Here is a 22,238-nt window from a genome sequence, read left to right as displayed (position 1 = left end):
TGATATTAATGGTTAGCGTTGCAGTTGAGCCCGTGTTGGTGGTGTAAGTAATAACAGGTACTTGGCCATTCCAGTTTTCATTCGGCGTGAAGGTGTAAGAACCATCGGCGTTCAAGACTAAAGTGCCGCCTTCGAGCGTGACTTCGGTACCTGCTGCGTAAGTGGTACCGCCGACTTCGAAACTCACAACACTTAAGCTTGAGTCTACATCACTGTCATTATCGAGTACGTTACCTGTGGCAACGGTATCTTCATCGGTCGTATTGCTGTCATTGGCGAGTGCCGATGGGGAATCTGCAGCAATGGTCAGTTGTGGATCATTGGGCGTAGTGCCTGTTAGTGCTTGACCTGTAGTTGAATATCCTGATGTGGCTAAGACTTCGCTACCACTGCGAGCGAGAGTGACATAGCCAGAGTTACCGTCACGGCCTGGAGTGTTCCCTGCTGCGGTTTCTGGAAGATTCTGAGTTGGGTCTTCACCGGATGCAATAAGATCTTGTAATGCTTGGATTTCATCTAAGGCGGCCGCGTCAGTGGCGTTGGTGGCTACTGCGGGTTCGTTGGGGGCAACTTCGTTCGATAGCTTAGTGCCATCGTCGAAGGTGATCTCATAGGTCGCGTTTTCGTCAATATGGAGCACAGCACCTTTTGGGAGTTGTTCGCCATCCTTAGCGGGTTGATTTGAACCATCAACTTCGACATTGATTTGCCCTTTTACTAACTTAAGCAAACCTTTCTTTGATGTAATTACCGATCCCATAATTAGCTCCCAACAGCCAAAGTGTGTTAATTCCACAGACGCACAAATCCAACATATGTGCTGGATTGTGATACAAGTGGTCGAATTTTAGCTAACAAAGTAACTCAAGTCAATTTTTTGACACGTCTGTATTGCTTGCTCTGACTGGGGTTTGCGGTATGTTGGCAGTAAAAAAGACAGGATTCAGATTTGTAACTAGATGTAGTAGATATATTTAAAAAAAGGGCTGCATTTAGTATTTTGCAACTCTGTACTTAAGTATATTTATAACAAATTAATTGGGATTGGAAGGTTAATTTTTTATGAAAAGGATGCAATCTGAGCTTGCGAACCACATTTTTGAGCCAAAATCAGGCAAGAACTTTCTTGAATAACAACTGCCGCGATTTACATCACTGTGCAAATCACGGCGTTATCTTTATTGGTGTCGCTGAACTATAGGTTAACCGCCTGGCGATAGCTTTGATTGGCGTTACCTTGCTCGCCTAACTGTTCTTGAATCCTTGCAAGCGCCAACCAAGAGGCTTTTGTTGGTTCGAGTCGGCACACATTCTGCCAACAGCTTTTGGCTTCTTTCATATCCCGCGTTTGCTGATAAAGCTTAGCTAAGCACATCTGGTAGTCCGCATTATTCTCATGGGTGACTTCATGTTTGAGTAACTGTTTACGGATCTCTGTGTCTTGGGCTGTCGCGATTTCAGGAATTGCATGTAAAAGTGCTGACTCGGGAGCGGTTCGTAACTTTTTCGCAATTAGTTTCAGTGCTTGGTCTTTGTGATTAAAGCGGCATAAACCCATGGCATAAATCGCCAGAAACTCAGACTGATTGCGTTCACTGCGGGATAACCACTGCCAGCATTGCTCTAAGGCTTCTTCACCTTTGATGGCTGCGGCTTTGAGTAACGCGCAATTTGTTGCGATATTGAGCTCATTCAGCTGAGCATCATCGAGGATCTGACGCTTCTTCAAAATAGGTATTAATAGCTTGAGCGCATCCCAATCCTCTTGGGTTCGGTATAACTCAAGGGCGAGTTTGAGTACTGGCGCTTTACTCTTGCTCGTCGGTGCTAGTTTATCCAGCTCGGTGCGGGCTAGGGCTAATTCCCCTTGTTTTAAAAGGTATCGAGTGCGAGTGGTTGCGACGGCATTCGCGGCAAGAGGTTGCGCTGCAGCGCGATCAAGATATTGATCTCGCTCGGCTATTTTTTGTTGATACTGAGCGGCACGGGCCGCTGCAAGTAAATTAAGTGCTGGGAGCTCACCGTTGTCAGCACCTTTTATCATGGCGCGTTCCGCTGCTGGCCAATCTTCTTCAGCCAGAGCCAGTGCACCCATTAAGGTATGTTTTTTAGCCGAGCGGCGGCGCCAGTGATGGGGAATAAAACGACTGCGCAGCATCAGATTGATGGCGCTAATCACTAGCCATTCGAGTACTTGGAACACCGCATAAAATACAATTAAGGCGATGATCCCAAAGACTAAGCTGGTCTCAATCTGGTAGTCACCCGCAGCAATATAGACATAACCTGTATTGCCAACCAGCCAAGGGCTGATGCAGAGCCCTATTAGCACAATTCCTAAGTAAATTAATATCTTGATCATAGCGGCGCATCCTCTGATGAGGTCAGCTCGCCATAACTCGTCAGCTGTAATAACAGAGGTTTAGCTGCAAAGGATTTCAGGGTAATAGGATCAAGTTCTAAGGTTGCTAATTTATCGATTTCGGCGATGGCCTCAGCTGTCTTGTGATCTTGCGTATCAAAATAGGTTTGGATCCACTTGCGCGCCATCATCAATGATTGGTGATAAGCCGCTCTGTCATAGCGATATAACGCAAGTTGCGATTGCAGCAGTTTATGGCGAATGTTTTCCACCAGATACCATTGCTGTTCCGGTGCGAGTAAAGCGGGCGCATCGGCGGTTTTGTGGCGTATGGTAATAAAGTCTTGGGTTAACGCTTTCCACGTTTTACCCAGATTGCTCTGCCAATCATTCAAATCGCCAGTAATCGTTGTATCTTCTGGCGCATCGGTTTCTGCGTCGGTGCGATTCAGTGGCAGTTTATCGAGTTGTTCAATTAAGGCATCGAGCGCCAATACATTGCCATCAATATCTGTGGTTTTAATGCTGGCCGTGGCGGCGATGTCTTTTGCTAATGCCTTACGAATAGGCAGTAACGCCGGATTGTTCATGGCGGCGATGGTTTCATCCGCCGACTTTAATAGATCGGTGGCGGTGCGGGGATCTTTCTCTAACCAAAGTTTACGGCCTGCCATATTCACCAGATATTCGGCTTCAGAGGCCATCCAATGTGTTGGGCTGCGCTGGGCAAGTTTATTGACCCTGTCCTGCAGCTGATTTTGGTCTTCTGCTAATTTTGTTAATTCTTGGTAAGTCTTAGCATCATTCAGTTGCTGCTGTTCAAGCTGGCCAATACGTTGATTTGGCTGCAATAGTGCTTGCTGTAATTGGTCCTGCAGGGCGATATTTTTCGCATCCTGCGCCAGCAGTTGCTGTTGCATCTGTTGGTACAGCATAAAACCGCCACCAAGAGTGCAAGCGGTTAAACCTAGCGCTAATAACACTCCAAAGCGAATTGCCCACGAGCTTCTATTGGAGGCTGGCGTTTGGCTTGGTGCAGTTGAAGTTGTGGCTTTGGCTGTTTGGGATTCTGTGGATGACGCCGATGTTGCGGATATGTCATCGGTCGTTTCCGGTGACACAATAATAGCGGTAGCCTCTGATTCTGGGCTCTTTGCGTCGTGCTTGTTGTTATCCATTTAACAGTCCTTGAAAACATGCTACTGCCGAAATTCGAGTAAAATCGGGCTAAATAGCGCTTAGAGTTTAAGGGCGTTTAGCACGGCTTTGCTGTTGGCGGCATTGGCATTGGTGACTTGGGTTATACCAAAGGCGTGAGCTTGAGCTTCTACTCGGTTACTTGGGACTATGATATGACATGAGCGCAGCCATGCAAATAACTCTTTTGGCACTAAATTAATCAGGTTATCCAGTACTTCACCGCTGGTCACCACAATCGTGTCTATCCCGAAGGCTTGCCATTGCAGAGCTAACTGTTGACCATCGAGTGGCGGGCAAGCTCGTTGATACACTTCCCAATAGCGCAAATGTGCACCGCGCTCAGCCAGTTGTTCGGCTAAGGCTTCGCGGCCACCGACACCACGTATAATAGTAATCTGCTTACCTTTAATCTCTTGCAGCGGCGCGAGCGTGAGTAGCCCTTCGGTCTGCTGGCAATCATCAGGGGCTTCGAGGGCAGAAATACCGAGCTGGTTTAATGCTTCCCAAGTCGCATGCCCTACCGCGAAGTACTGAGCTGGAGGCCAAGCTTTGGTGTTTGGATTCGCAGAAGTTAAGGCGTTATCTGCAAAAGTCACAGCATTGGCGCTGATGCAGATAATCATATCGGCGTGTGCCAAAGGATGCGGGGTATTCGTTGCGATAGCGGGCGTTGCTTCGACACACAGCAGAGGTGTGACCCAGTGAGCAATGCCTCGTTCATTCAAGGCATCGACCATGGACTGATTGCGCCCCTCGGGGCGCGTCAGTAAGACTTTCATTGACTTAGGCTTTAGCGTAAACGGCGTCGAGAATGCTTTTGGCACCTTTGCTGAGTAACTCTTCAGCAAGGGCAACCCCTAATTGCGTGGCTTCGGTTTTTGGACCTGTGATCACGCCTTCGATGATTTCACTGCCATCGGGGTTACCGACTAGGCCGCGTAGCGTCATCTCGTCACCATCGATTTCAGCAAATGCGCCAATCGGCACTTGGCATCCACCTTCAAGGCGAGTGTTCATCGCGCGCTCGGCCAGAACACGGTAGCGAGTTTCTAAATGCTCTAATGGCGCCAGTAATGCTTTAACACGTTCGTCGTTGGTGCGACATTCAATCCCCACAGCGCCTTGCCCGTTGGCGGGTAAGGATTCTTCGGCAGAAATAAAGCTGGCAATACGCTCAGACAATTTCAGACGGATTAAGCCAGCAGCGGCAAGAATAATGGCGTCGTATTCGCCGTTATCCAGCTTAGCTAAACGAGTTCCAACGTTACCGCGTAAATCTTTGATGATGAGGTCGGGACGTGATGCACGTATCTGACATTGACGACGTAGGCTCGAGGTGCCCACAGTTGCGCCTAATGGTAATTCGCTGATCGATTTATATAAATTCGATACAAAGGCATCGCGGGGATCTTCGCGCTCGCAAATGACTTCAAGGCCCAAGCCTTCAGGGAAGTCGACGGGCACGTCTTTCATTGAGTGCACTGCGATATCGGCAAGATCGTCTAACATAGCGACTTCAAGCTCTTTGACGAACAAACCTTTACCGCCCACTTTGGCTAGCGGCGTGTCTAAGATAACGTCGCCTTTGGTACTCATTGGCAGCAATTCCACCACAATACCTGGGTGGATGCGTTCTAATTCGGCTTTAACAAATTCAGCTTGCCACATGGCCAGCGGACTCTTGCGGGTTGCGATACGGATGCGGTTCTCAGACATGCCTAGTTTCCATCAAAGATCTTAGTTGCGCCAATGCTAACATTGGCAAATCGTTTATGTAAGGAAGCCGTATCGATTCTTTGAAGTCAGCGATGTTCTCAATAGTGTAAAAGTGTGACGCGCTTCACATATGGTTGCTCGTGTTTGCAAAAGTGTTAACATGAGCACACTTCTCATAAGTGCTTAAGTGTTGTGTTTTTGAATGGATCGGCAAATACAGTTTCCTGATATAGCTGAAAGACTTAACAAGGTCCGCATTGCGCGCGCCTTGGCTTTACTATCGCCGCTGCAAAAATACTTATTCCATTTGATCCCCTTTTTAATTCACCAGAACAGCGTTCAGTATCCTGGCTATCATGCCGCCAATACACCTTGTGGTATTAACGAGTATCAACAAGGTGAGATAGAGTCCCAAGCCTGTGATGTTTTCTCGCTGCCTTTTATTATCCAAGAAGCGGACATCAATGCCTTTGATGGCGTATATGCCATGGGCAGTACTGGCAGTTTTGGCCAAAATACCAAGAGTGATGTCGATGTTTGGTTAGTGCATAGAGCCGATTTAAGCCCTGAAGAGTTAGCGCTGATCAGGATTAAAACCGATAGATTGACGGCTTGGTTTGCCGAGTTTCAGTTTGAGGTGAACTTTTACTTAGTTCATCCGCAACAGTTTTGTGGTGATCAAACGCAGCGTGGTTACCAGTCTGCCATGGCCCATGAGCACAGTGGTAGTACTCAGCACTGGTTATTACTGGAAGAATTTTATCGCAGTCAAATTCGTCTGGCGGGTAAAACGATTGCATGGTGGCCAGACGCTAAACTTAATCCCGCACTCTTGTTTTTAGGCGATGTACATGAATTACCTGCGAGTGAGTACTTTGGCGCTTCGCTATGGCAGCTCTATAAAGGCTTAGAAAAGCCCCATAAGGCGCTGATTAAAGTATTGCTGCTTGAGGCTTATGCCAGCGATTATCCACATTCAACTGTGCTTTGTGATCGCCTCTGGCAGAAAACTTTAGCTGGCGATTTTTCGACATCGAATGATGCTTATTACTCTATCTACGAGATTATCGAAACCTATTTGCTTAAGCAGAATGATACCCGTCGACTTGAGATTGCACGGCGCAGCTTTTATCTCAAATGTGGCGTGCACTTGAGCCGAACCCAAGAGGGCAAAGATTGGCGTTATCCTAAACTGCAAAAATTGGTGCAGGATTGGCAATGGCCCGATAGTTTGATCAGCACCCTAGACGATTGCGAACATTGGCACAGTGGTCAGCTCAATTGGTTTAACGAGCAGTTGAATGAGCTTTTGTTGGCGAGCTACCAAACTTTGCTGCGCTTTGCATCGACCCATGAACTTAATGAAGGCTTGCGGATTGAAGAGCTGGGCATGCTGACTCGTAAATTACACACTTATTTTAGCCAAGATGAAGACCAAATCGCTAAGCTGAATTTACTGTGGAGTGTCTCGGTCGCCGAGTCCGAAGTGACTATGGTATCAAGCTCTCGCGAGCGGAAATATTATCTTTATCGCCAAGGGCCGCAGCCACTAAATCTGTTGGGTGAGTCGGCGATATGTAAGGGTAAAACGCCATCCGCCTTAATGATCTGGGCATGTTTAAACGGAATTTCTACCCCTGATACGCAATGGCATGAATATGGTCAGAGTAAGGCAAAGTCGAAACGGCTTACCGAAGCTTCTAAGCGGTTACTGAATTTTATCGACCACGACTGGCGGGTATCTAAACGTGACTTATGCCAGCCATGGCATTTTCGTAAGCTGATTTTCGTGCTTAATCTGGATTGCGATCCCACGATTGAATGGCAAGGACAGGAAATGATGGTCGATGTGATGAATGCGAACGTGTTCTCACTCGGGCGTAAAAAAGCCAATATGCTTGGTGCGTTAGATGCGATTTGCTTGAATAGTTGGGGTGAATGGCAGTGTCATCGCTTCGAAGGCGATACCGCGGTATTGCAAGCCTTAGCTTTTGTGACGCCGGGACTCAGGCGGGCCAGCTTACCCGTGGACATGGATGTGATCAGCTGTTCACAGAAGTTACGCCCACAGCTTAAATTAGCAGTGAAAAATCTATTAAAACAAACCATGCGTTTGTGCCAAAAAGTGCAGCAATCCAGCACCTTAGTACAGCCGCTGCAGATAAGGCATACCCGCTATGGGATCTTTTTTAATCCTTTAGGCATGGCCTATCAGGATTTGAGTGATGCTAAGTCTTTTTATCAGCAGTTATCCCGCAGTCATCTTGTGTTGCTGCCACGGCCTGAATTGGGTGACGATCCCTTTTCGAGTATGCCTAAAGTGGTGCAGAACTATGCGGCGAAAGGGGCGATTCAATATTTCCTACGTCAAAGGGTCGATAATTTGGATGTATTTATTCTCGATGAGGAAAATCAGCTAAGTCACTATGTGCAGGCGGGCTCAAACATGGTCGAATTAGTGAATAAAGTCAGTCATCACTATGTGTTCGATGAGCATTATGCTTCACGGGCGCGATTCAATATTCCGCAGTTTTTCCATCTAGTAAGAGTGGCGGGGGAGTTAACTGTGGCGCCGTTTGGCATCGATATGAGTGACCAAGACACTGAGTTTTAAGCTGGGTTTTGAACATAAATAATGGGAGCTAAGGCTCCCATTATTGTTTTGCACTATTATGGCTTGCACTACGACTGGCTTAGATTAAAAGCTAAGCTTAATTCCGCCTTGGCGCTCGATAGACTCTTGCACGAATGGCATAAACTCGCCGCCATTACGTCCGTCCATCCATTTACCTTCAACAAAACCAAAATGATATCCACCAAAACGTGTGGCTACCCAAATCTCATGCAAAGGTTCTTGCTTGTTGATCACTATCTTAGAGCCATCAACAAATTCTAATTGCAATACGTTGCCACTGGCATCGATATCAACATCGGCATCTTGCTCATCAATCGCAGTTTCAATCGCATTTTCTATGGCTTGGAACATGTCATCGGCGAGCTGGTGAAATTCTGTATCTGTCATGGCCATGCATTTCTGTCCTTTGCTTTCGTCAAGATGGGTGCGATTATAAGGCCATTAGTCACCAGATGCACAGATGTTGAGAAAAATGAGACTGTTTTTATTGTTATTGCTTGGTAGCCTATTCATTACGGCATGCGGCCAAAAAGGCCCCCTCTATCGTTCGCCCGCCACAGAGGTAAATCAACCTAAAAAGGTTGATGAAGCTAAAATTGTGCCTGAAGTGGAAGAGATTAAAACCGAGATTAGAGCCATCGAAGCACAAAAAACACAACAATAACAATCGCTATAGCTAAAACGACCATCACTATCGCAGCGATAAAGCGCAGTAAGGAATCAGACATTGGATCACTTTCTCTACCAACAAAATGCCCTGCATGCCGAAGGCTGCCAGGTTGCCGATTTAGCTCAAACCTATGGCACACCGCTGTATATCTATTCCCGCGCCACGCTAGAGCGCCATTGGCATGCCTTTAATAATGCCGTGGCAGATCATCCACATTTGATTTGTTACGCGGTTAAAGCCAATGCGAACTTGGCCGTACTGAATGTGCTTGCACGTTTAGGCAGTGGTTTTGATATTGTGTCGGGCGGTGAGTTAGCCAGAGTGATAGAAGCGGGCGGCGATCCCGTCAAAGTGGTGTTCTCTGGCGTGGGTAAAACAGCGGCTGAAATGGAACAGGCACTTAATCTGGGCATTTATTGCTTTAATGTCGAATCGAGTGCCGAGCTTGAGCAGTTAAATCTGGTCGCAGGGCGTTTAGGTAAAGTCGCGCCTGTGTCCCTGCGGATTAATCCCGATGTGGATGCGGGCACCCATCCCTATATTTCGACTGGCCTTAAAGAAAACAAATTCGGTATCGCTATGGATGAGGCTGAAATCGTTTTCGCCCGTGCCCATGCGTTGCCACATGTAAAAGTGAAAGGTGTCGATTGCCATATCGGCTCACAACTAACTGAAATCAAACCATTCCTCGATGCTATGGATCGTATGCTCGCCCTGATCGACCGTCTGGCGGAGCAAGGTATCATTATTGAACATTTCGATGTGGGTGGCGGTTTAGGGGTGACCTATGATGCCGAAACGCCGCCGCATCCGGATGTGTATGCCGCCGCCATATTAGCGCGTTTGGGCGACCGTCAACTGAAGCTTATCTTCGAGCCGGGCCGTGCGATTGCCGCCAATGCGGGGATTTTTGTTACTCAGGTGCTGTATCTTAAAGAAAACAGCGACAAGCGTTTTGCGATTGTCGATGGCGCGATGAATGACTTGATTCGTCCCGCACTCTACAGTGCATGGCAAAATATTATCCCAGTCGTGCCAAGGGACTCAGAGGCCTATGAGTTTGATATTGTTGGCCCAGTGTGCGAAACCGGAGACTTTTTAGGTAAAAATCGCCAGCTCGCGTTAGCAGCGGGTGATTTACTGGCGGTGCGTTCGAGTGGTGCCTATGGTTTTGCTATGGCCTCTAACTACAACACTCGTCCTCGTGCGGCTGAAGTGATGGTCGATGGTGAGCAGGCTTTCTTAGTGCGTGAGCGAGAAAAATTGTCTCAGCTCTGGCAAGGTGAGCAACTCCTGCCGTAAACTAGAAAAATTATATTGATTCAGGCGCTTGGTTTCATACTTTATGAGCGGCGCCTCGGCTTAAAGGATAAGTATCTTGATCCAATTCACTAAGATGCACGGACTGGGCAACGATTTTATGGTGGTCGATGGGGTCACGCAGAACGTGTTCTTTTCGCCTGAGCAGATCCGCCGTTTAGCCGACCGTAACTTTGGCATAGGTTTCGACCAACTACTCTTGGTTGAGCCGCCCTATGATCCCGATTTAGATTTTCATTATCGCATCTTCAATGCCGATGGCTCTGAAGTAGAACAATGCGGCAATGGCGCCCGCTGTTTTGCCCGTTTTGTGCGTAATAAAGGCCTGACTAACAAGAGCAAAATCCGTGTTAGTACTTCGTCTGGTAAGATGACTCTGCGCTTAGAACGCGATGGTACTGTTACCGTGAATATGGGCGTGCCGATCCTCGAACCGAGCCAGATCCCCTTCAAAGCTAAGAAACCTGAAAAAACCTATTTACTGCAAACACCGATGCAAACCTTTTTGTGTGGCGCGGCTTCTATGGGTAATCCCCATTGCGTGCTCGACGTTGAAGATGTGGCGAGCGCTTCTGTCGCTGAAATTGGTGCTATGCTCACTAAGCATGAGCGTTTTCCACGCGGCGTGAATGTGGGGTTTATGCAGGTCGTGGACTCAGGTCACATTAAGCTACGGGTGTATGAGCGCGGCGCGGCCGAAACCTTGGCCTGTGGCACAGGCGCATGTGCAGCTGTAGTTGTAGGCCAAGTGCAAGGAAAGCTCGGCCAGCAAGTGCGGGTGGATTTACCCGGCGGCACCTTAACCATCAACTGGGAAGGCGAGGGTAAACCTTTGTGGATGACGGGCCCTGCGCAGCACGTTTACGATGGACAAATTCAGTTATGACAGAGCCCTTGATGCCGCAGACGGATGTGCCTTTCGATGAGTTGATTATTCGCGAATATCTGCTGGATAATCCTGACTTTTTTAATCGCTATCCCGAGCTGCTGCTGGCAATGCGCTTGCCTCACATGGAACGCGGCGCCATCTCTTTGGTGGAACGTCGTCAAGAAATGCTACGCCAGCGAGTGAGCCAGTTGGAAGAAGAAATTACTAGCCTGTTAACCATGGCGGCGCGCAACGAGAAAATTTACCAATTCAATACTGAGTTATCCTTCCAGCTACTGAATTGTGCCGATTTAGTGTCACTTAAAGAAGTGTTGGCCGACAGTTTGAAATTACAGTTTAATTTCAGCCATGTGCGTTTAATCAGTGTGCTCGATACTGATATGAAGGCAATATGGGATCAAAGGCTGCATAAAGGTCACTACTTTGGTCGGCTCACGCAGCAAGAGGCTAAACGCCTATTTGGTAGCGAAGTGGGGTCAGTGGCACTGACGAAATTGTCGGAAGACAACCCAGTCATTTTTGCTATTGCCAGCCAAGATGCCACCCATTTTCATCCCGATATGGATAACATGCTGCTGGAACAACTGCGGCGTTTGCTGGCACACATGCTCGCTAAGCTGTAACGGCTGTCGAGCGATTATGCTCACTCAAGGCTTAGCAAAACCCATGAGGAAACCGATATGAGTACGCAAACAGCCGAAGTGTCGGCGCTTAATACTCAATGGTTACAAACCTTTGAACGCTATCTGAGTACCGAGCGGCAGTTGTCGGCCCATACAGTACGTAATTACCTTTACGAGCTTAATCGCGGAAGCGATCTCTTGCCCGAAGGCGTGCATCTACTCAATGTGAGCCGCGAGCATTGGCAGCAAGTATTGTCTAAATTGCACCGCAAAGGCTTAAGCCCGCGATCGCTTTCTCTGTGTTTATCTGCGGTAAAACAATGGGGTGAATTTTTGCTGCGCGAAGGCGTGATTGAGCTTAATCCCGCCAAAGGCTTAAGTGCTCCCAAACAAGCCAAACCGCTGCCGAAGAATATCGATGTCGATGCCATCAGTCACTTGCTCGACATTGAAGGTACAGATCCCCTAAGCCTGCGGGATAAAGCCATGATGGAATTGTTTTATTCCAGTGGCTTACGTTTAGCAGAACTCGCCGCGCTCAATTTATCCAGTGTGCAATACGATTTGAAAGAAGTGCGAGTCTTAGGTAAAGGCAATAAGGAACGTATCGTCCCTGTAGGTCGTTTGGCGATTGCTGCTTTGCTGAATTGGCTCAATTGCCGAAAGCAGATCCCCTGTGAAGATAACGCCTTATTTGTGACCGAAAAGGGCAAGCGACTCTCCCATCGTAGTATTCAGGCGCGGATGGCGAAATGGGGTCAAGAGCAGGCATTATCGGTGCGCGTGCATCCACATAAACTACGCCATTCCTTTGCTACTCACATGTTAGAAGCGAGCGCCGATCTACGGGCGGTACAAGAATTATTGGGCCATGCAAACCTAGCGACCACGCAAATTTATACCAGTTTGGATTTCCAACACTTAGCTAAGGTGTATGATAACGCCCATCCTAGAGCGAAAAAAATACAGGATAAATAATGCGTTGCTATCTTAGACCTCAAAATATTCAAGCGATCAGTTTCGATCTCGACGATACCCTGTACGACAATTTACCGCATATTTTAAATGCCGAAGCTGAGCTGGCGACGTTTCTGTTGCAGACTTATCCATTGTCGCAGGCGTGGAAAACCCATGATTGGCGCAGGCTAAAGCTGCAACTGCTTCAGCAAAATCGCGAGCTCGCCCATGATACCAGCGCTGCCCGTTTGGCAACGCTTCGCCAAGGGCTAATACAGCTAGGGTATTCGGCGACTGAAGCCGAACGCGGCGCCGAGCAAGGATTAGCGTGTTTTTATTTTCATCGCAGTCATTTTCAAGTATCTGACGAAGTGCTCTTGTTACTCAAACGCCTATCGCAGCATTTTAGATTAATTGGCATCACCAATGGCAATGTGGATGCCGAGCGAATTGGTTTAGGCGATGCCTTCGAGTTTGTGTTGCATCCAGGCAATGGCGTGCATATGAAACCCGCTAAAGACATGTTTGAATTGGCCTGCTCGCGACTAAATATTGCACCGCAACATTTACTGCATGTTGGCGATAGTATGAATGCCGATGTGCGCGGGGCGCGGTTGGCAGGATGCCAGTCTGTGTGGTTGAATCCGAGTTTTGGCCGAGTCGATTCCTTACCTATTGCGGCCTTGTTACCCCATTTAGAAATTAATACTCTCGATGCGTTAATCAAAGTGCTGGCTATCGACGCAAACTAACTCTGTGGGCAGCGTTGAATCTGCCTCTTTGCTAATCCAGAGTGATTGAGATCAAGGTTTGTTCCCAAAATTTGCACTAGAGTGAAGCCTAATATTACTGAAGTCACTGACTAAGGCTGTGTTATGGCGCGTATTGGGTTGTTATTACTGCTCACTTTATGTTGGATTGCACCGGCTTCTGCCCACGAAATTCACTCGGGTGGCGGTTTCATGTCGGGTTTTAATCATCCGGTATTGGGATTTGATCACTTGCTGGCTATGTTGAGCGTAGGCATGTTGAGCACCCAGCTCGGTGGCCGCGCAATTTGGACTGTCCCCTTAGCGTTTGTCACCTTTATGTTAGTGGGCGGGATTTTAGGCTTATACGCCATTGCCGTTCCCTTCGTTGAAATCGGCATTGCCCTCTCGGTATTGTTACTCGGTCTTGCCATCGCTTTTGATCGGCAAATCCCATTGTTATTTGCCATGGCCTTTGTGGGCGTATTTGCGATTTTCCACGGACATGCCCACGGCGCAGAAATGCCTGAATTGGCAAGCCCAGTCTTGTATGCCCTAGGTTTTTTATTTGGCACTGCAGTGATCCATTTAGGCGGCGTTATGATAGGCCTTGGAATGCAGCGGATGACTGGGCAACGCAACTTAATGCGTGTTACGGGCGCAGCAATTGCGGCTATGGGCGGTTATTTGTTAGCTGGATTTTGACGTAATAACATGTCGGATTAACGCGCCTTGAGTTGCTTCATGCAAAGATGGGCGCGGCGTAACAGTAGATTGACCTGCAGACGGCTTGCATGCATGTCGGCATCTCCCACCCTAAAATAACTCCCTGTGTAAGGATCGCCGCCGACATAGATAGGTTTGAGCTGCTCTGGTGCCAGTGGTACGCGGATACGAATCAGCATTTTATTCATAATTTCAATAATCTGCACATCTGATATCGCCAAAATATTATGGCTAGTGCGGCTAGGATTATCGAGGATTTCCCAAAACTCTTGTAAAACAGGAAGCGGATTGGGAATACCTTCAATGCTGAAATGGCCACGTTCTTCGCGTACGCCTAGGATGATCTCGCCACCCAAGGTGTTAGCAAAGGAGCTATAAGTCGCCCAAATATCTTCGGGTAATTGACCTAGGCCGTCGCGGCCACCGGCGAGTTTAAACTCTACTTGGGCCGATTCGTGCAAATTGGCAATATCATCGAGTGCAAATGATTGAAATGTCATGGCAGCTTATCCGTCAGCGACACATAACTTGTTGTAGCACGCCAACAATTGAAAGGCCAGACCTAGGTCCAGCCTCAAAATTCTGCGGATGATCCGAAATTTAAGGGACATCACAGCAGAAACAGCCAATCGATTATTGAGCGAGACCTAATGCCTTAGGAAATAGAATATTGTTTTCTAAGTGAATATGCTGATGTAAATCAGCCTCAAATTCCGCTAGCGTGGCATAACACACACGCCACGTAGTGCAAGCATGTTCCGGTGGCGTGAAGTCGTTCGTGAGCTCGTGTAATTTTTGCAAGATCAAACCGACTTCTTCATGTTCGTGCTGCATCGCATTGATGGGATTACCAATATGGCCAAAGCAAGTTTCAATGTGCTCTGCTTGACTCAAACCGCGTATCGCCGGAAACAGTATTTTCTCTTCTTTCATTAAATGCGGCATCAAATCTTCAACTAAAGCACGTATCCAACCCGCAAAGGGAAACATTTCGGCATGGTGCTCACCGTGGGCGCGGACCATCTTCTCGGAGTATTCGACCAATAACGGTGCTTTTTCGCGCACGTATTGATGGTGCGTTGATTCTATATATTCAATAAGTTGATCTAAGGGTAATTGATTCAATTCATCTTCTTTGCTGCCAGTCAGTGTTACCGCATTCAGCGCAGCAACCACTTTTGCGGGATCTATGTCTGCACGCTCGCAGGCGATCGACAGCGGTTTACCGCCGCCACAACAGAAATCGATACCAAATTGGCTGAACACATGGGCGCGGCGAAAATCTTCTGCCACTAGTTCACCTATTTTTCGTTCTAGCCAGTGGTTATCCTGAGTGCTCTCACTAAGCGGAAAACCTTGACCAAGTTGTGCATCATGGCGAGGTTGAGAATCCACTCTATGGCCAGTGGCTTGTGCATCTTCTGGGGTAGAAGTAGCAGACATAAATAGCTCCAAAGCAGCAATAAATTTACATTCATATTATTTGCAGCTTTAATGCGTGGCAACTAAACCCGACTAAAATACTCAGGATTTGCTGATGATGTCACAGTTAATTGAGCGAAATATCTCTTAAGGAGTAGAAGGATATTGCTTTGATTGGAAATGAGATTGGAGCTGTGAGTTATCAATATTCTATAGGAGGTATGCAGTTGTGGTTTGCTGAGAGGCTTAGTTTGTTGTGATGAGCGATGCAGTTAAGTTAGAGAGAGGTGTGTTGCACCTCTCTCAGCGGGTCTTGCTAAGCTACTGTGAGTAATGATTACCCGAGTTGTCCCGCAATCATAAGTTCTTTTGTTTCAGGGACTTCATTATAGGATAAAACATGAAGTCCACGGGCGAATGCTAATGCGTAACGCGCGAGGAAAGGCCTGAGTTGCGGTGAAACAAGTAGGATAGGGTTATAGCCTTTCTCTTTTGTCTCCGCGAGCAATTGAGGCATTCTTTGTTGTAGCTGCGCCAGTAGATTGGGTTCGATAGGGAAGCTATCCAACGCAACTCGGCCCTGTTGCTGCGATTGATTTAACGCTGTCATTAAAGTCTGTTCTAATTCTGCGGTCAGCGTGAGTACATTCAACTGCGGGCTGCTGCCTGCGATTTGATGCAAAATACTGTTGCGCAAAGCGCAGCGCACATCGGCGGCGAGTAGGACGGGATCTTTGGTTTGCTCGCTGCATTCCAGCAAGGTCGTTGCTATGGTGCGTATGTCTTTTAGTGGCACTTGCTCTTTGAGTAACAAGCGGAAAACTTTGAGTAACTGTATGGGGGTTAAACTGGTGCTGAGTGATTCGGCAAGTTTGGGGGCTTGCTTACTTAGCCTGTCAGTTAATTGCATAATATCATCATGTTGCAATAATTCAGGCAGTGATTCGCGCAATAACTTACTGACATGAGTGGCAATGATTGTCGCATTATCGACGACTGAATAACCTAAGTTAAGTGCTTTGGCCTTTAACTCTGGTGCAATCCAAATGGCATCCATTTGGTATGCGGGTTCCTTGGTTAAAATCCCATCAACTTTACCGTAAACAGGACCACTTTTTATTGCGAGCAGCAGGTCCGGTTCTAGTTCGGCAATGGCCACTTGTGTACCCATAAAGTTAATTTGGTATGCATGGGGTGCCAAGGCTAAATTGTCGCGCACTCTGACTTCCGATAGCAAAAATCCGATTTGTTCTGAAAGGGTGCGTCTGATCCCTGTAAGGCGCTTTTGCAATTCTGCGCCTTTGGTTTTTTCGACTAAATGAACCAATCTATAGCCTAATCGCACTTCAATAATGTCGGTAAAAGGCAGTGATTCCCAGCTTGGAGCAGATGGCTCTGCCAGGCTGGTTTCTATGAGCTCTTCGGTTTTCTCTTCAGTAAAGGAAGCCTTATTCTGGTTTTGTTTCCACGCCGCAAAGCCTAGCAGTATCGCAAAAGATAAAAACACCAGTGCTGGCATGCCTGGGGTGATGCCGAGAATCGCCATCACAATGGCAGCAGTAGCTAAGGTTCTCGGGTTTGCCAGTAATTGCCGACTTAATTGGGTCGGCATTTCTTCTGCGTCTGAGACCCTAGTTACGATAATGGCTGCAGCTGTGGCTAACAGTAATGAAGGAATTTGGGCGACTAGGCCATCACCAATGGTTAATAGTGCATAGGTTTTAAAGGCTTCTGCTGCACTCAGGTCATGCATAAAGATGCCTATGCTGATCCCGCCAATAATGTTGATGGCTAAGATCAAGAGTCCTGCGATGGCATCTCCTCTCACAAACTTTGAGGCACCGTCCATGGAGCCATAAAAGTCTGCTTCTCTGGCGACATCTTGGCGACGTAGGCTCGCTTGTTCATGTGTGAGTGTGCCAGCATTAAGATCGGCATCGATTGCCATCTGTTTACCGGGTAGGGCGTCTAAGGTAAATCGCGCTGATACTTCAGAGATCCGTTCGCCACCCTTAGTGATTACAACAAAGTTAATAATCATTAAAATTAAGAAGATAACAGCACCGACGACATAGTTTCCGCCAATAACGACTTCACCGAAGGCTTGGATCACTTTACCCGCAGCATCACCTCCTTCATGACCTTCAATGAGTACCACGCGCGTCGATGCAACGTTTAAGGTCAAGCGCATTAAGGTCGCAAGGAGTAATAAGGTTGGGAATACAGAAAACTCTAGCGGTCGTCTGATAGAAACACTCACCAATAGCACCATGACAGCAAGGACGATGTTAAAGGTAAACAAAATGTCCAGTAGCCATGCAGGTAGCGGTAAAATCACCATCGCCAGAATAGCGAGCAGCATGACTGGAATGCCGATATAGCTGTAATTTCCTGAAAAGGTGCGAGAAAGCCAATTCATAGGTTAAGCAATCCTTTAATCGTGACGTAAATTAGGGGGAATAAAAAAATGGGGTAAAGGCTCAGGTTTCTGCTGTAAGCCCTTACGAGATGCTTTTATTTGCATGACATAACTTAATACGTGCGCTATAGCGATAAAAAGGGCACTGGGTATCTGTTGATCGACTTGCGTTGAATGGTAGATAGCCCGCGTGAGCGGTGGGATATCAATAATTTCAATATCATGTTTTTTAGCGAGTTCTCGCATATAGAGGGCGAGTTCTTCGGTGCCTTTAGTGATGACGTAAGGCGCATCCGCTAAGTCAGGATTGTATTTTAATGCCACTGCGTAGTGAGTGGGATTAACCAAGAGAACATCCGCTTTTGGAATCGTGGTATCTGCACGGGAGCGAGCCATTCTTTGCTGTATTTGGCGAATTTTGGCTTTGATCTCGGGCTTACCTTCTTGCTGGGTATGCTCGTCTTTTACCTCTTGGCGTGACATGCGTAATTCTTTGCCGTGATGCCAATATTGGTAAGGCACATCAATAAAGGCGATCACGAGCAGCCCAGTACCGAGATAAAACATACCTTGCGACAGGAGATTGATACCATCGCGAACTGCTTCATCTATGGGACGTTGATTATAGCTAAGCAGTTCTTGTAAGTGACCATTTAAGAAAACCAACATAATTCCGATCAGTAACACAATCTTTAAGCATGACTTGAGTAACTCAACAAGCGATTGAGCGGAAAAAATTCTTCCGACACCGGCAAGAGGATTGATGCGACTGTACTTAAAATTAGCATTTCCAAAATTAAATATCGGCCCGCCAGGCAAGGCTCCTGCAACTGCGGCTAATAGAGCAACCATGATGAATAGTGGACCTAAGATACTTAGCATTTCCACTAAACTGGCGCCGAGATGGCGCATCATGATGTCGGGTTGATCTAAATCTGCCCGAGTCAGCAGCATATTGTATTTAGCTAAACTACTGACCCTAGTGGCAAACCAATCCGCATTAGTGGTCAGCATGGCAGAGCAACCCACGACCAGTGCTGCGGAGGCAAGATCTTTGGAACGCGGTACTTGGCCTTCTTCTCTCGCTTTACGCTTTTTCTGCGGTGTAGCTTCTTCAGTTTTATCTTGTTGGGGCGTTTTGCTCATGAGATCCCCCCGATAAATTGGTACATGGCAGTTAATGCGTCTAGGCACAGGTCACTGTAACGAGTTGGAATGCCGCTTAACGAAAGGAAGACGCAAATCAAGCCCATCAACAAGGTCATGGGAAACCCGAGCGAGAAGATATTTAATGACGGCGCGGAGCGGCTTAATACACCAAAAGTGATGTTAACCATTAACATGGCGAGTACTGCAGGTATGGCGAGCATCAGTGATGCAGCAAACAGCCAGCCCATTCGACTAATCAATCCCATTAGCGGTAAGTCAAAAATCCCATTTCCAATTGGCCATAAACGAAAGCTATCAACAATGATGTTGAGCCCGACTAAATGACCGTCAAGAGCCAGAAAAATCAAGGTACCAAAGATTTGTAGCCATTCACTGAGAATGGGGTTGGTGTCGCCATTAGCTGGATCGTTCATCACAGCCATAGCTAGACCCATCTGCATCGACATAATAGTGCCAAGCATGGTCATCACATGGATTAAAATCGTTAAAAACAGTGCGAGCATGAATCCAATGAGTAATTGCTCAACGGCTAAAAACAATGATCCAAGAGAGAGCGCATCGACAGGGGGAACGGGTGGGAGCATAGGTGCAATAAGCGCTGCAATACTTAAGGCAAGGAAAATTCTCACCGTTGCAGGCACATAAGAATTGCCCAGTAAGGGCATTATCATAAATGCGCCCATGATCCGGCAGAATGGCCACCAAAGGCTACCGATTAACATGCTGAGTTCGGTTGAGGTGAGTGAAAGCATATCAACCGATAATATGAGGGATATTCATAAACAGCCTATCAAATAAATCGCTTAGCTGTTGTATGAGCCAATGGCCTGAAAACAGTACCATAAGTAAGGTAATGATAAGCCTTGGCAGAAAACTTAAGGTTTGTTCATTGACCTGTGTAGCAGCCTGAAATACGGCAACGATTAAGCCTAGAATGAGTCCCGGCGTCACCAGCACAGAGACCATAATGATGACGAGAAACATCGAGTCCGCAAATAGGGAGGTCAGTTCATTGATGTCCATCTAACTACCCAAAACTTGCGGTTAAGGTGCTTACTGTCATAGACCATCCATCGACTAATACAAAAACCATCAATTTAAATGGGAGGGAGATAATTAAAGGTGACAACATCATCATCCCCATAGACATAAGGACACTTGCGACAACCAAGTCGATAACTAAGAAAGGTAAGAAAAGTAAGAAGCCAATTTGGAAAGCTGTTTTGAGTTCACTCAGTACAAATGCGGGCATAAGGACAAAAAAGGGGACTTCCTCAGCCGTTTTCATGTGTGTGGGTTCGTTAGCTATTTTCAGCATTTGTTCAAGATCAGTTTCTCTTGTCTGCGCCAGCATAAATCGAGTTAGTGGGACTTTTGCAATAGAGACAGCTTCCATCAATTCGATCTTACCTTGGTCATAGGGCAAGTAAGCTTCTTTATAAATCTTGTCCCCTACTGGTCGCATAATAAAGATAGTGAGTATTAACGCTATCCCCACAAGTACGCGATTAGGAGGGCTTTGCTGTAGTCCAAGTGCTTGCCGAAGAATGGCTAACACAATGATAATGCGGGTAAAGCTTGTTAGCATCATCAGCATGATGGGCAGAAAACTAATAGCCGTCATGAGTGCTAAAATTTCGAGCTTAATGTTAACTGCTTGACTGTCTTGAGCACTATCTAGAGTGAATAAAGTGAGTCCTTCCGATGCGAGGGCTTGAGGAGCAAGTAATAAAATAGACAGTAGCAATACCCGAACTATCATTCGTTACTTGTCCCATCGAGACTAATGCTCTCTATTTCCAGCAAGCGCACGCCATATCTGCCCGCCACTTCTACAACTTCACCTCTTCCGAGTAAGGCTCCATTGACCCTAATATCCAGCGGCTCACCCACCATACGGTCGAGTGCAATAACATCACCTTCACCCATCCGATTTAACTCACCCAAAGACATCTCAGCGCTGGCGAGTTCAAGGGTGACCTGTACGGGAAGTTGTTGGAAAAAGTTATTATTTTTTTTCACCTTACGGTTATCTGGTTTTGAAAATGCGCTTTCAGAGAAAATATCGTCCTCTAATAGAAAATCATCATCCGATAAAATAGATTGTTCAGCCAATGTCCTGCTCCTCATTTTGATAAACATCTTGAGTCAATTTCGCTACCATTTGTCCTTCATGACTATGCACAGAGGCATGGAATAGAGTCGTGTTTCCGATTGATAACAACGTTTTTGGATATAAATTAATGGGTAAAATATCTCCAGTTTTTAGCTGACTGAGTGATTGGACTGGGATGCTATGTTGCCCTAATGTCAGTTGCATTTTTATGGGAAGACTTTTTAGCCAGACGGCTAGTTTTTCCGGCAAGTCCGCTGATATTTCTGACTTTTTAGGTTGCTCGGCTAGATGTCCCAGTAAATGTTCAGTCAAACAAAAGAGCATCGGGGGAGTGAGTGAGCCATTAGTAAAATTGAACGACCATACCGCTGATACTGTTAGCGGCATATGACCTTTTATCAACTCAACTTCAAGAGTGTTGGTATCTATTGTGCTGTTGGGTAGTTCATCCACTACAGAAAGAAGTAACTTTTTGGCTAATCTAAATTCAGACTGGCTTGGATTTCTTAACGGTGAACTTAATGGTGTCGAGGTATTGCCGTAATAATTACTCGCTAATTGATCTAGGGTGCAGCGATCAATTCTCCAATAGCCTAAGGTATTTTGTTGATGTTTTAATACAAACCATGCATAGCAATGTTCTGGAATGACGGGTGTTCTAGGTTCAGTTAGTGTTGAGCCAGAAACAGCAGGATGCCCCTGCCTTAACAATGGAGATAAGATATTATTGATAGCATCAATAAGTGGACGATGTAGCTGTTCTAGTTGTTGTAATAATCGCGTTCTTGCTAGCTTTTCTTGAACCAGCATAATAGGTCTAATTATTTCATCAGAATTTGATTTTATAAGCCTAGCTTTCGCTGTCGTCTTCATTTTACTTCCTATTAAACGTATTTTTCCCGCTAGAATACTGCTTGGCGACCTCCGCGATTCAGTTGGTGTATGAAAAACATACACAAACAGAGAGCCTAATTTTTTATTTCTTTATCGTTAAGGATTAATGAATTTCTTAAAACAGTTAAGCGTCCTATCACATGAGCATAAGGTTGAAAGCTGTTTTAAACGACGAGGATGATAAGGTAATAAGGCTAAAGTATTCAATAATAATTATAAGAAAAGCTGAAATATATGTGAATAGAATTCTAGGTTAACGGAGTTTGTAAACAAAATGTTTATTTTGAGATTCTGTAAGAAGATATTAATGCTTTTTAGTCTTATATTTCAGCGTCAATAAATAGTCGGGTAGGTGTTATTTTGACGTTTG

Annotated in this window: 23 protein-coding genes; 8 read left to right on the top strand and 15 right to left on the bottom strand. The window is 46.4% G+C overall.

All coding sequences use genetic code 11. From position 1 onward, the window contains the following. The 5 genes from Q4Q46_RS16550 to hemC all read right to left on the bottom strand — a co-directional run. On the bottom strand, positions 1 to 760 hold a 760-nt coding region (locus Q4Q46_RS16550), incomplete at its 3' end, for a retention module-containing protein (protein WP_311906512.1). A 435-nt stretch (positions 761 to 1,195) separates the two neighbouring features. Next, positions 1,196 to 2,362 (bottom strand): heme biosynthesis HemY N-terminal domain-containing protein, encoded by a 1,167-nt coding sequence (locus Q4Q46_RS16545; protein ID WP_311891906.1) that lies wholly within the window; start codon positions 2,360 to 2,362, stop codon positions 1,196 to 1,198. Beyond that, positions 2,359 to 3,540, bottom strand: a complete 1,182-nt coding sequence (locus tag Q4Q46_RS16540; RefSeq protein WP_311891907.1) for a uroporphyrinogen-III C-methyltransferase — start codon at positions 3,538 to 3,540, stop codon at positions 2,359 to 2,361. The genes Q4Q46_RS16545 and Q4Q46_RS16540 overlap by 4 nt, the downstream gene beginning before the upstream one ends. Before the next feature lie 60 nt (positions 3,541 to 3,600). Next, positions 3,601 to 4,341: a uroporphyrinogen-III synthase gene (locus Q4Q46_RS16535; protein WP_311906511.1), complete on the bottom strand. Its 741-nt coding sequence runs from the start codon at positions 4,339 to 4,341 to the stop codon at positions 3,601 to 3,603. A 4-nt stretch (positions 4,342 to 4,345) separates the two neighbouring features. Next, positions 4,346 to 5,278 carry a hydroxymethylbilane synthase gene (gene hemC / locus Q4Q46_RS16530; RefSeq protein WP_261272840.1) on the bottom strand — a complete coding sequence of 311 codons (933 nt, stop codon included), beginning with the start codon at positions 5,276 to 5,278 and terminating at the stop codon, positions 4,346 to 4,348. A gap of 202 nt (positions 5,279 to 5,480) precedes the next feature. Here hemC and Q4Q46_RS16525 point away from each other — a divergent pair, with 202 nt between their 5' ends. Further along, positions 5,481 to 7,892, top strand: coding sequence for a class I adenylate cyclase (locus Q4Q46_RS16525; RefSeq protein WP_311906510.1), 2,412 nt, complete (start codon positions 5,481 to 5,483; stop codon positions 7,890 to 7,892). 84 nt (positions 7,893 to 7,976) lie between these two features. Here the strand turns inward: Q4Q46_RS16525 and cyaY are convergent, their stop codons facing one another. Further along, a complete protein-coding gene (gene cyaY / locus Q4Q46_RS16520; RefSeq protein WP_311891909.1) occupies positions 7,977 to 8,306 on the bottom strand; it encodes an iron donor protein CyaY in 330 nt (109 codons plus the stop codon). Between the two features lie 79 nt (positions 8,307 to 8,385). On the opposite strand from cyaY, the gene lptM reads away from it, so the two are divergent. From lptM to Q4Q46_RS16485, 7 genes are all read left to right on the top strand, one after another. Then, positions 8,386 to 8,577 carry an LPS translocon maturation chaperone LptM gene (gene lptM, locus Q4Q46_RS16515; RefSeq protein WP_220591311.1) on the top strand — a complete coding sequence of 64 codons (192 nt, stop codon included), beginning with the start codon at positions 8,386 to 8,388 and terminating at the stop codon, positions 8,575 to 8,577. A 63-nt stretch (positions 8,578 to 8,640) separates the two neighbouring features. After that, positions 8,641 to 9,885 (top strand): diaminopimelate decarboxylase, encoded by a 1,245-nt coding sequence (lysA, locus tag Q4Q46_RS16510; protein ID WP_311906509.1) that lies wholly within the window; start codon positions 8,641 to 8,643, stop codon positions 9,883 to 9,885. A 76-nt stretch (positions 9,886 to 9,961) separates the two neighbouring features. After that, a complete protein-coding gene (gene dapF, locus Q4Q46_RS16505) occupies positions 9,962 to 10,789 on the top strand; it encodes a diaminopimelate epimerase (protein WP_107402801.1) in 828 nt (275 codons plus the stop codon). Beyond that, positions 10,786 to 11,415, top strand: coding sequence for a DUF484 family protein (locus tag Q4Q46_RS16500; RefSeq protein WP_011848049.1), 630 nt, complete (start codon positions 10,786 to 10,788; stop codon positions 11,413 to 11,415). Before dapF ends, Q4Q46_RS16500 begins: the two co-directional genes overlap by 4 nt. Positions 11,416 to 11,472: 57 nt before the next feature. Then, a complete protein-coding gene (gene xerC / locus Q4Q46_RS16495; protein WP_311906508.1) occupies positions 11,473 to 12,393 on the top strand; it encodes a tyrosine recombinase XerC in 921 nt (306 codons plus the stop codon). Further along, on the top strand, positions 12,393 to 13,124 hold the full coding sequence (locus Q4Q46_RS16490; protein ID WP_311906507.1) for an HAD-IA family hydrolase: 732 nt from the start codon (positions 12,393 to 12,395) through the stop codon (positions 13,122 to 13,124). The genes xerC and Q4Q46_RS16490 overlap by 1 nt, the downstream gene beginning before the upstream one ends. A gap of 123 nt (positions 13,125 to 13,247) precedes the next feature. Continuing rightward, on the top strand, positions 13,248 to 13,826 hold the full coding sequence (locus Q4Q46_RS16485; protein ID WP_311906506.1) for a HupE/UreJ family protein: 579 nt from the start codon (positions 13,248 to 13,250) through the stop codon (positions 13,824 to 13,826). Positions 13,827 to 13,843: 17 nt separating this feature from the next. Here the strand turns inward: Q4Q46_RS16485 and Q4Q46_RS16480 are convergent, their stop codons facing one another. The 9 genes from Q4Q46_RS16480 to Q4Q46_RS16440 all read right to left on the bottom strand — a co-directional run bounded on the left by Q4Q46_RS16480 (position 13,844) and on the right by Q4Q46_RS16440 (position 21,847). Then, positions 13,844 to 14,347 (bottom strand): AlbA family DNA-binding domain-containing protein, encoded by a 504-nt coding sequence (locus tag Q4Q46_RS16480; RefSeq protein ID WP_311891914.1) that lies wholly within the window; start codon positions 14,345 to 14,347, stop codon positions 13,844 to 13,846. 133 nt (positions 14,348 to 14,480) lie between these two features. Beyond that, positions 14,481 to 15,290, bottom strand: a complete 810-nt coding sequence (ric, locus tag Q4Q46_RS16475) for an iron-sulfur cluster repair di-iron protein (RefSeq protein ID WP_311906505.1) — start codon at positions 15,288 to 15,290, stop codon at positions 14,481 to 14,483. Between the two features lie 316 nt (positions 15,291 to 15,606). After that, complete coding sequence (gene flhA, locus Q4Q46_RS16470; protein ID WP_311906504.1) at positions 15,607 to 17,688, bottom strand: flagellar biosynthesis protein FlhA; 2,082 nt, start codon at positions 17,686 to 17,688, stop codon at positions 15,607 to 15,609. Positions 17,689 to 17,703: 15 nt separating this feature from the next. Continuing rightward, positions 17,704 to 18,834: a flagellar biosynthesis protein FlhB gene (flhB, locus tag Q4Q46_RS16465; protein ID WP_311906503.1), complete on the bottom strand. Its 1,131-nt coding sequence runs from the start codon at positions 18,832 to 18,834 to the stop codon at positions 17,704 to 17,706. Beyond that, positions 18,831 to 19,610 carry a flagellar biosynthetic protein FliR gene (gene fliR, locus Q4Q46_RS16460; protein WP_311906502.1) on the bottom strand — a complete coding sequence of 260 codons (780 nt, stop codon included), beginning with the start codon at positions 19,608 to 19,610 and terminating at the stop codon, positions 18,831 to 18,833. The genes flhB and fliR overlap by 4 nt, the downstream gene beginning before the upstream one ends. 1 nt (position 19,611) lies before the next feature. Further along, positions 19,612 to 19,881, bottom strand: a complete 270-nt coding sequence (locus Q4Q46_RS16455) for a flagellar biosynthetic protein FliQ (RefSeq protein ID WP_006083412.1) — start codon at positions 19,879 to 19,881, stop codon at positions 19,612 to 19,614. Between the two features lie 4 nt (positions 19,882 to 19,885). Continuing rightward, positions 19,886 to 20,620: a flagellar type III secretion system pore protein FliP gene (gene fliP / locus Q4Q46_RS16450; RefSeq protein ID WP_261272832.1), complete on the bottom strand. Its 735-nt coding sequence runs from the start codon at positions 20,618 to 20,620 to the stop codon at positions 19,886 to 19,888. Next, on the bottom strand, positions 20,617 to 20,973 hold the full coding sequence (locus Q4Q46_RS16445; protein WP_006083410.1) for a FliM/FliN family flagellar motor switch protein: 357 nt from the start codon (positions 20,971 to 20,973) through the stop codon (positions 20,617 to 20,619). Before Q4Q46_RS16445 ends, fliP begins: the two co-directional genes overlap by 4 nt. Beyond that, entirely contained in the window at positions 20,966 to 21,847 is an 882-nt protein-coding gene (locus Q4Q46_RS16440) for a FliM/FliN family flagellar motor switch protein (protein WP_311906500.1), read from the bottom strand. Before Q4Q46_RS16440 ends, Q4Q46_RS16445 begins: the two co-directional genes overlap by 8 nt. Positions 21,848 to 22,238 lie beyond the last annotated feature (391 nt).

This window comes from Shewanella vaxholmensis (assembly GCF_031932135.1).
Lineage (GTDB): Bacteria > Pseudomonadota > Gammaproteobacteria > Enterobacterales > Shewanellaceae > Shewanella > Shewanella hafniensis.
Note: the sequence above shows the minus strand (reverse complement) of the source record. Positions and strands in the feature narration are given on the sequence as shown.

Excerpts from the sequence above, each read along its gene's own strand:
- Q4Q46_RS16545 (WP_311891906.1), bottom strand. The coding sequence starts at position 2,362 with ATGATCAAGATATTAATTTACTTAGGAATTGTGCTAATAGGGCTCTGC.
- Q4Q46_RS16540 (WP_311891907.1), bottom strand. The coding sequence starts at position 3,540 with ATGGATAACAACAAGCACGACGCAAAGAGCCCAGAATCAGAGGCTACC.
- Q4Q46_RS16535 (WP_311906511.1), bottom strand. The coding sequence starts at position 4,341 with ATGAAAGTCTTACTGACGCGCCCCGAGGGGCGCAATCAGTCCATGGTC.
- hemC (WP_261272840.1), bottom strand. The coding sequence starts at position 5,278 with ATGTCTGAGAACCGCATCCGTATCGCAACCCGCAAGAGTCCGCTGGCC.
- Q4Q46_RS16525 (WP_311906510.1), top strand. The coding sequence starts at position 5,481 with ATGGATCGGCAAATACAGTTTCCTGATATAGCTGAAAGACTTAACAAG.
- cyaY (WP_311891909.1), bottom strand. The coding sequence starts at position 8,306 with ATGGCCATGACAGATACAGAATTTCACCAGCTCGCCGATGACATGTTC.
- lptM (WP_220591311.1), top strand. The coding sequence starts at position 8,386 with ATGAGACTGTTTTTATTGTTATTGCTTGGTAGCCTATTCATTACGGCA.
- Q4Q46_RS16500 (WP_011848049.1), top strand. The coding sequence starts at position 10,786 with ATGACAGAGCCCTTGATGCCGCAGACGGATGTGCCTTTCGATGAGTTG.
- xerC (WP_311906508.1), top strand. The coding sequence starts at position 11,473 with ATGAGTACGCAAACAGCCGAAGTGTCGGCGCTTAATACTCAATGGTTA.
- Q4Q46_RS16490 (WP_311906507.1), top strand. The coding sequence starts at position 12,393 with ATGCGTTGCTATCTTAGACCTCAAAATATTCAAGCGATCAGTTTCGAT.
- Q4Q46_RS16485 (WP_311906506.1), top strand. The coding sequence starts at position 13,248 with ATGGCGCGTATTGGGTTGTTATTACTGCTCACTTTATGTTGGATTGCA.
- Q4Q46_RS16480 (WP_311891914.1), bottom strand. The coding sequence starts at position 14,347 with ATGACATTTCAATCATTTGCACTCGATGATATTGCCAATTTGCACGAA.
- ric (WP_311906505.1), bottom strand. The coding sequence starts at position 15,290 with ATGTCTGCTACTTCTACCCCAGAAGATGCACAAGCCACTGGCCATAGA.
- flhA (WP_311906504.1), bottom strand. The coding sequence starts at position 17,688 with ATGAATTGGCTTTCTCGCACCTTTTCAGGAAATTACAGCTATATCGGC.
- flhB (WP_311906503.1), bottom strand. The coding sequence starts at position 18,834 with ATGAGCAAAACGCCCCAACAAGATAAAACTGAAGAAGCTACACCGCAG.
- fliR (WP_311906502.1), bottom strand. The coding sequence starts at position 19,610 with ATGCTTTCACTCACCTCAACCGAACTCAGCATGTTAATCGGTAGCCTT.
- Q4Q46_RS16455 (WP_006083412.1), bottom strand. The coding sequence starts at position 19,881 with ATGGACATCAATGAACTGACCTCCCTATTTGCGGACTCGATGTTTCTC.
- fliP (WP_261272832.1), bottom strand. The coding sequence starts at position 20,620 with ATGATAGTTCGGGTATTGCTACTGTCTATTTTATTACTTGCTCCTCAA.
- Q4Q46_RS16440 (WP_311906500.1), bottom strand. The coding sequence starts at position 21,847 with ATGAAGACGACAGCGAAAGCTAGGCTTATAAAATCAAATTCTGATGAA.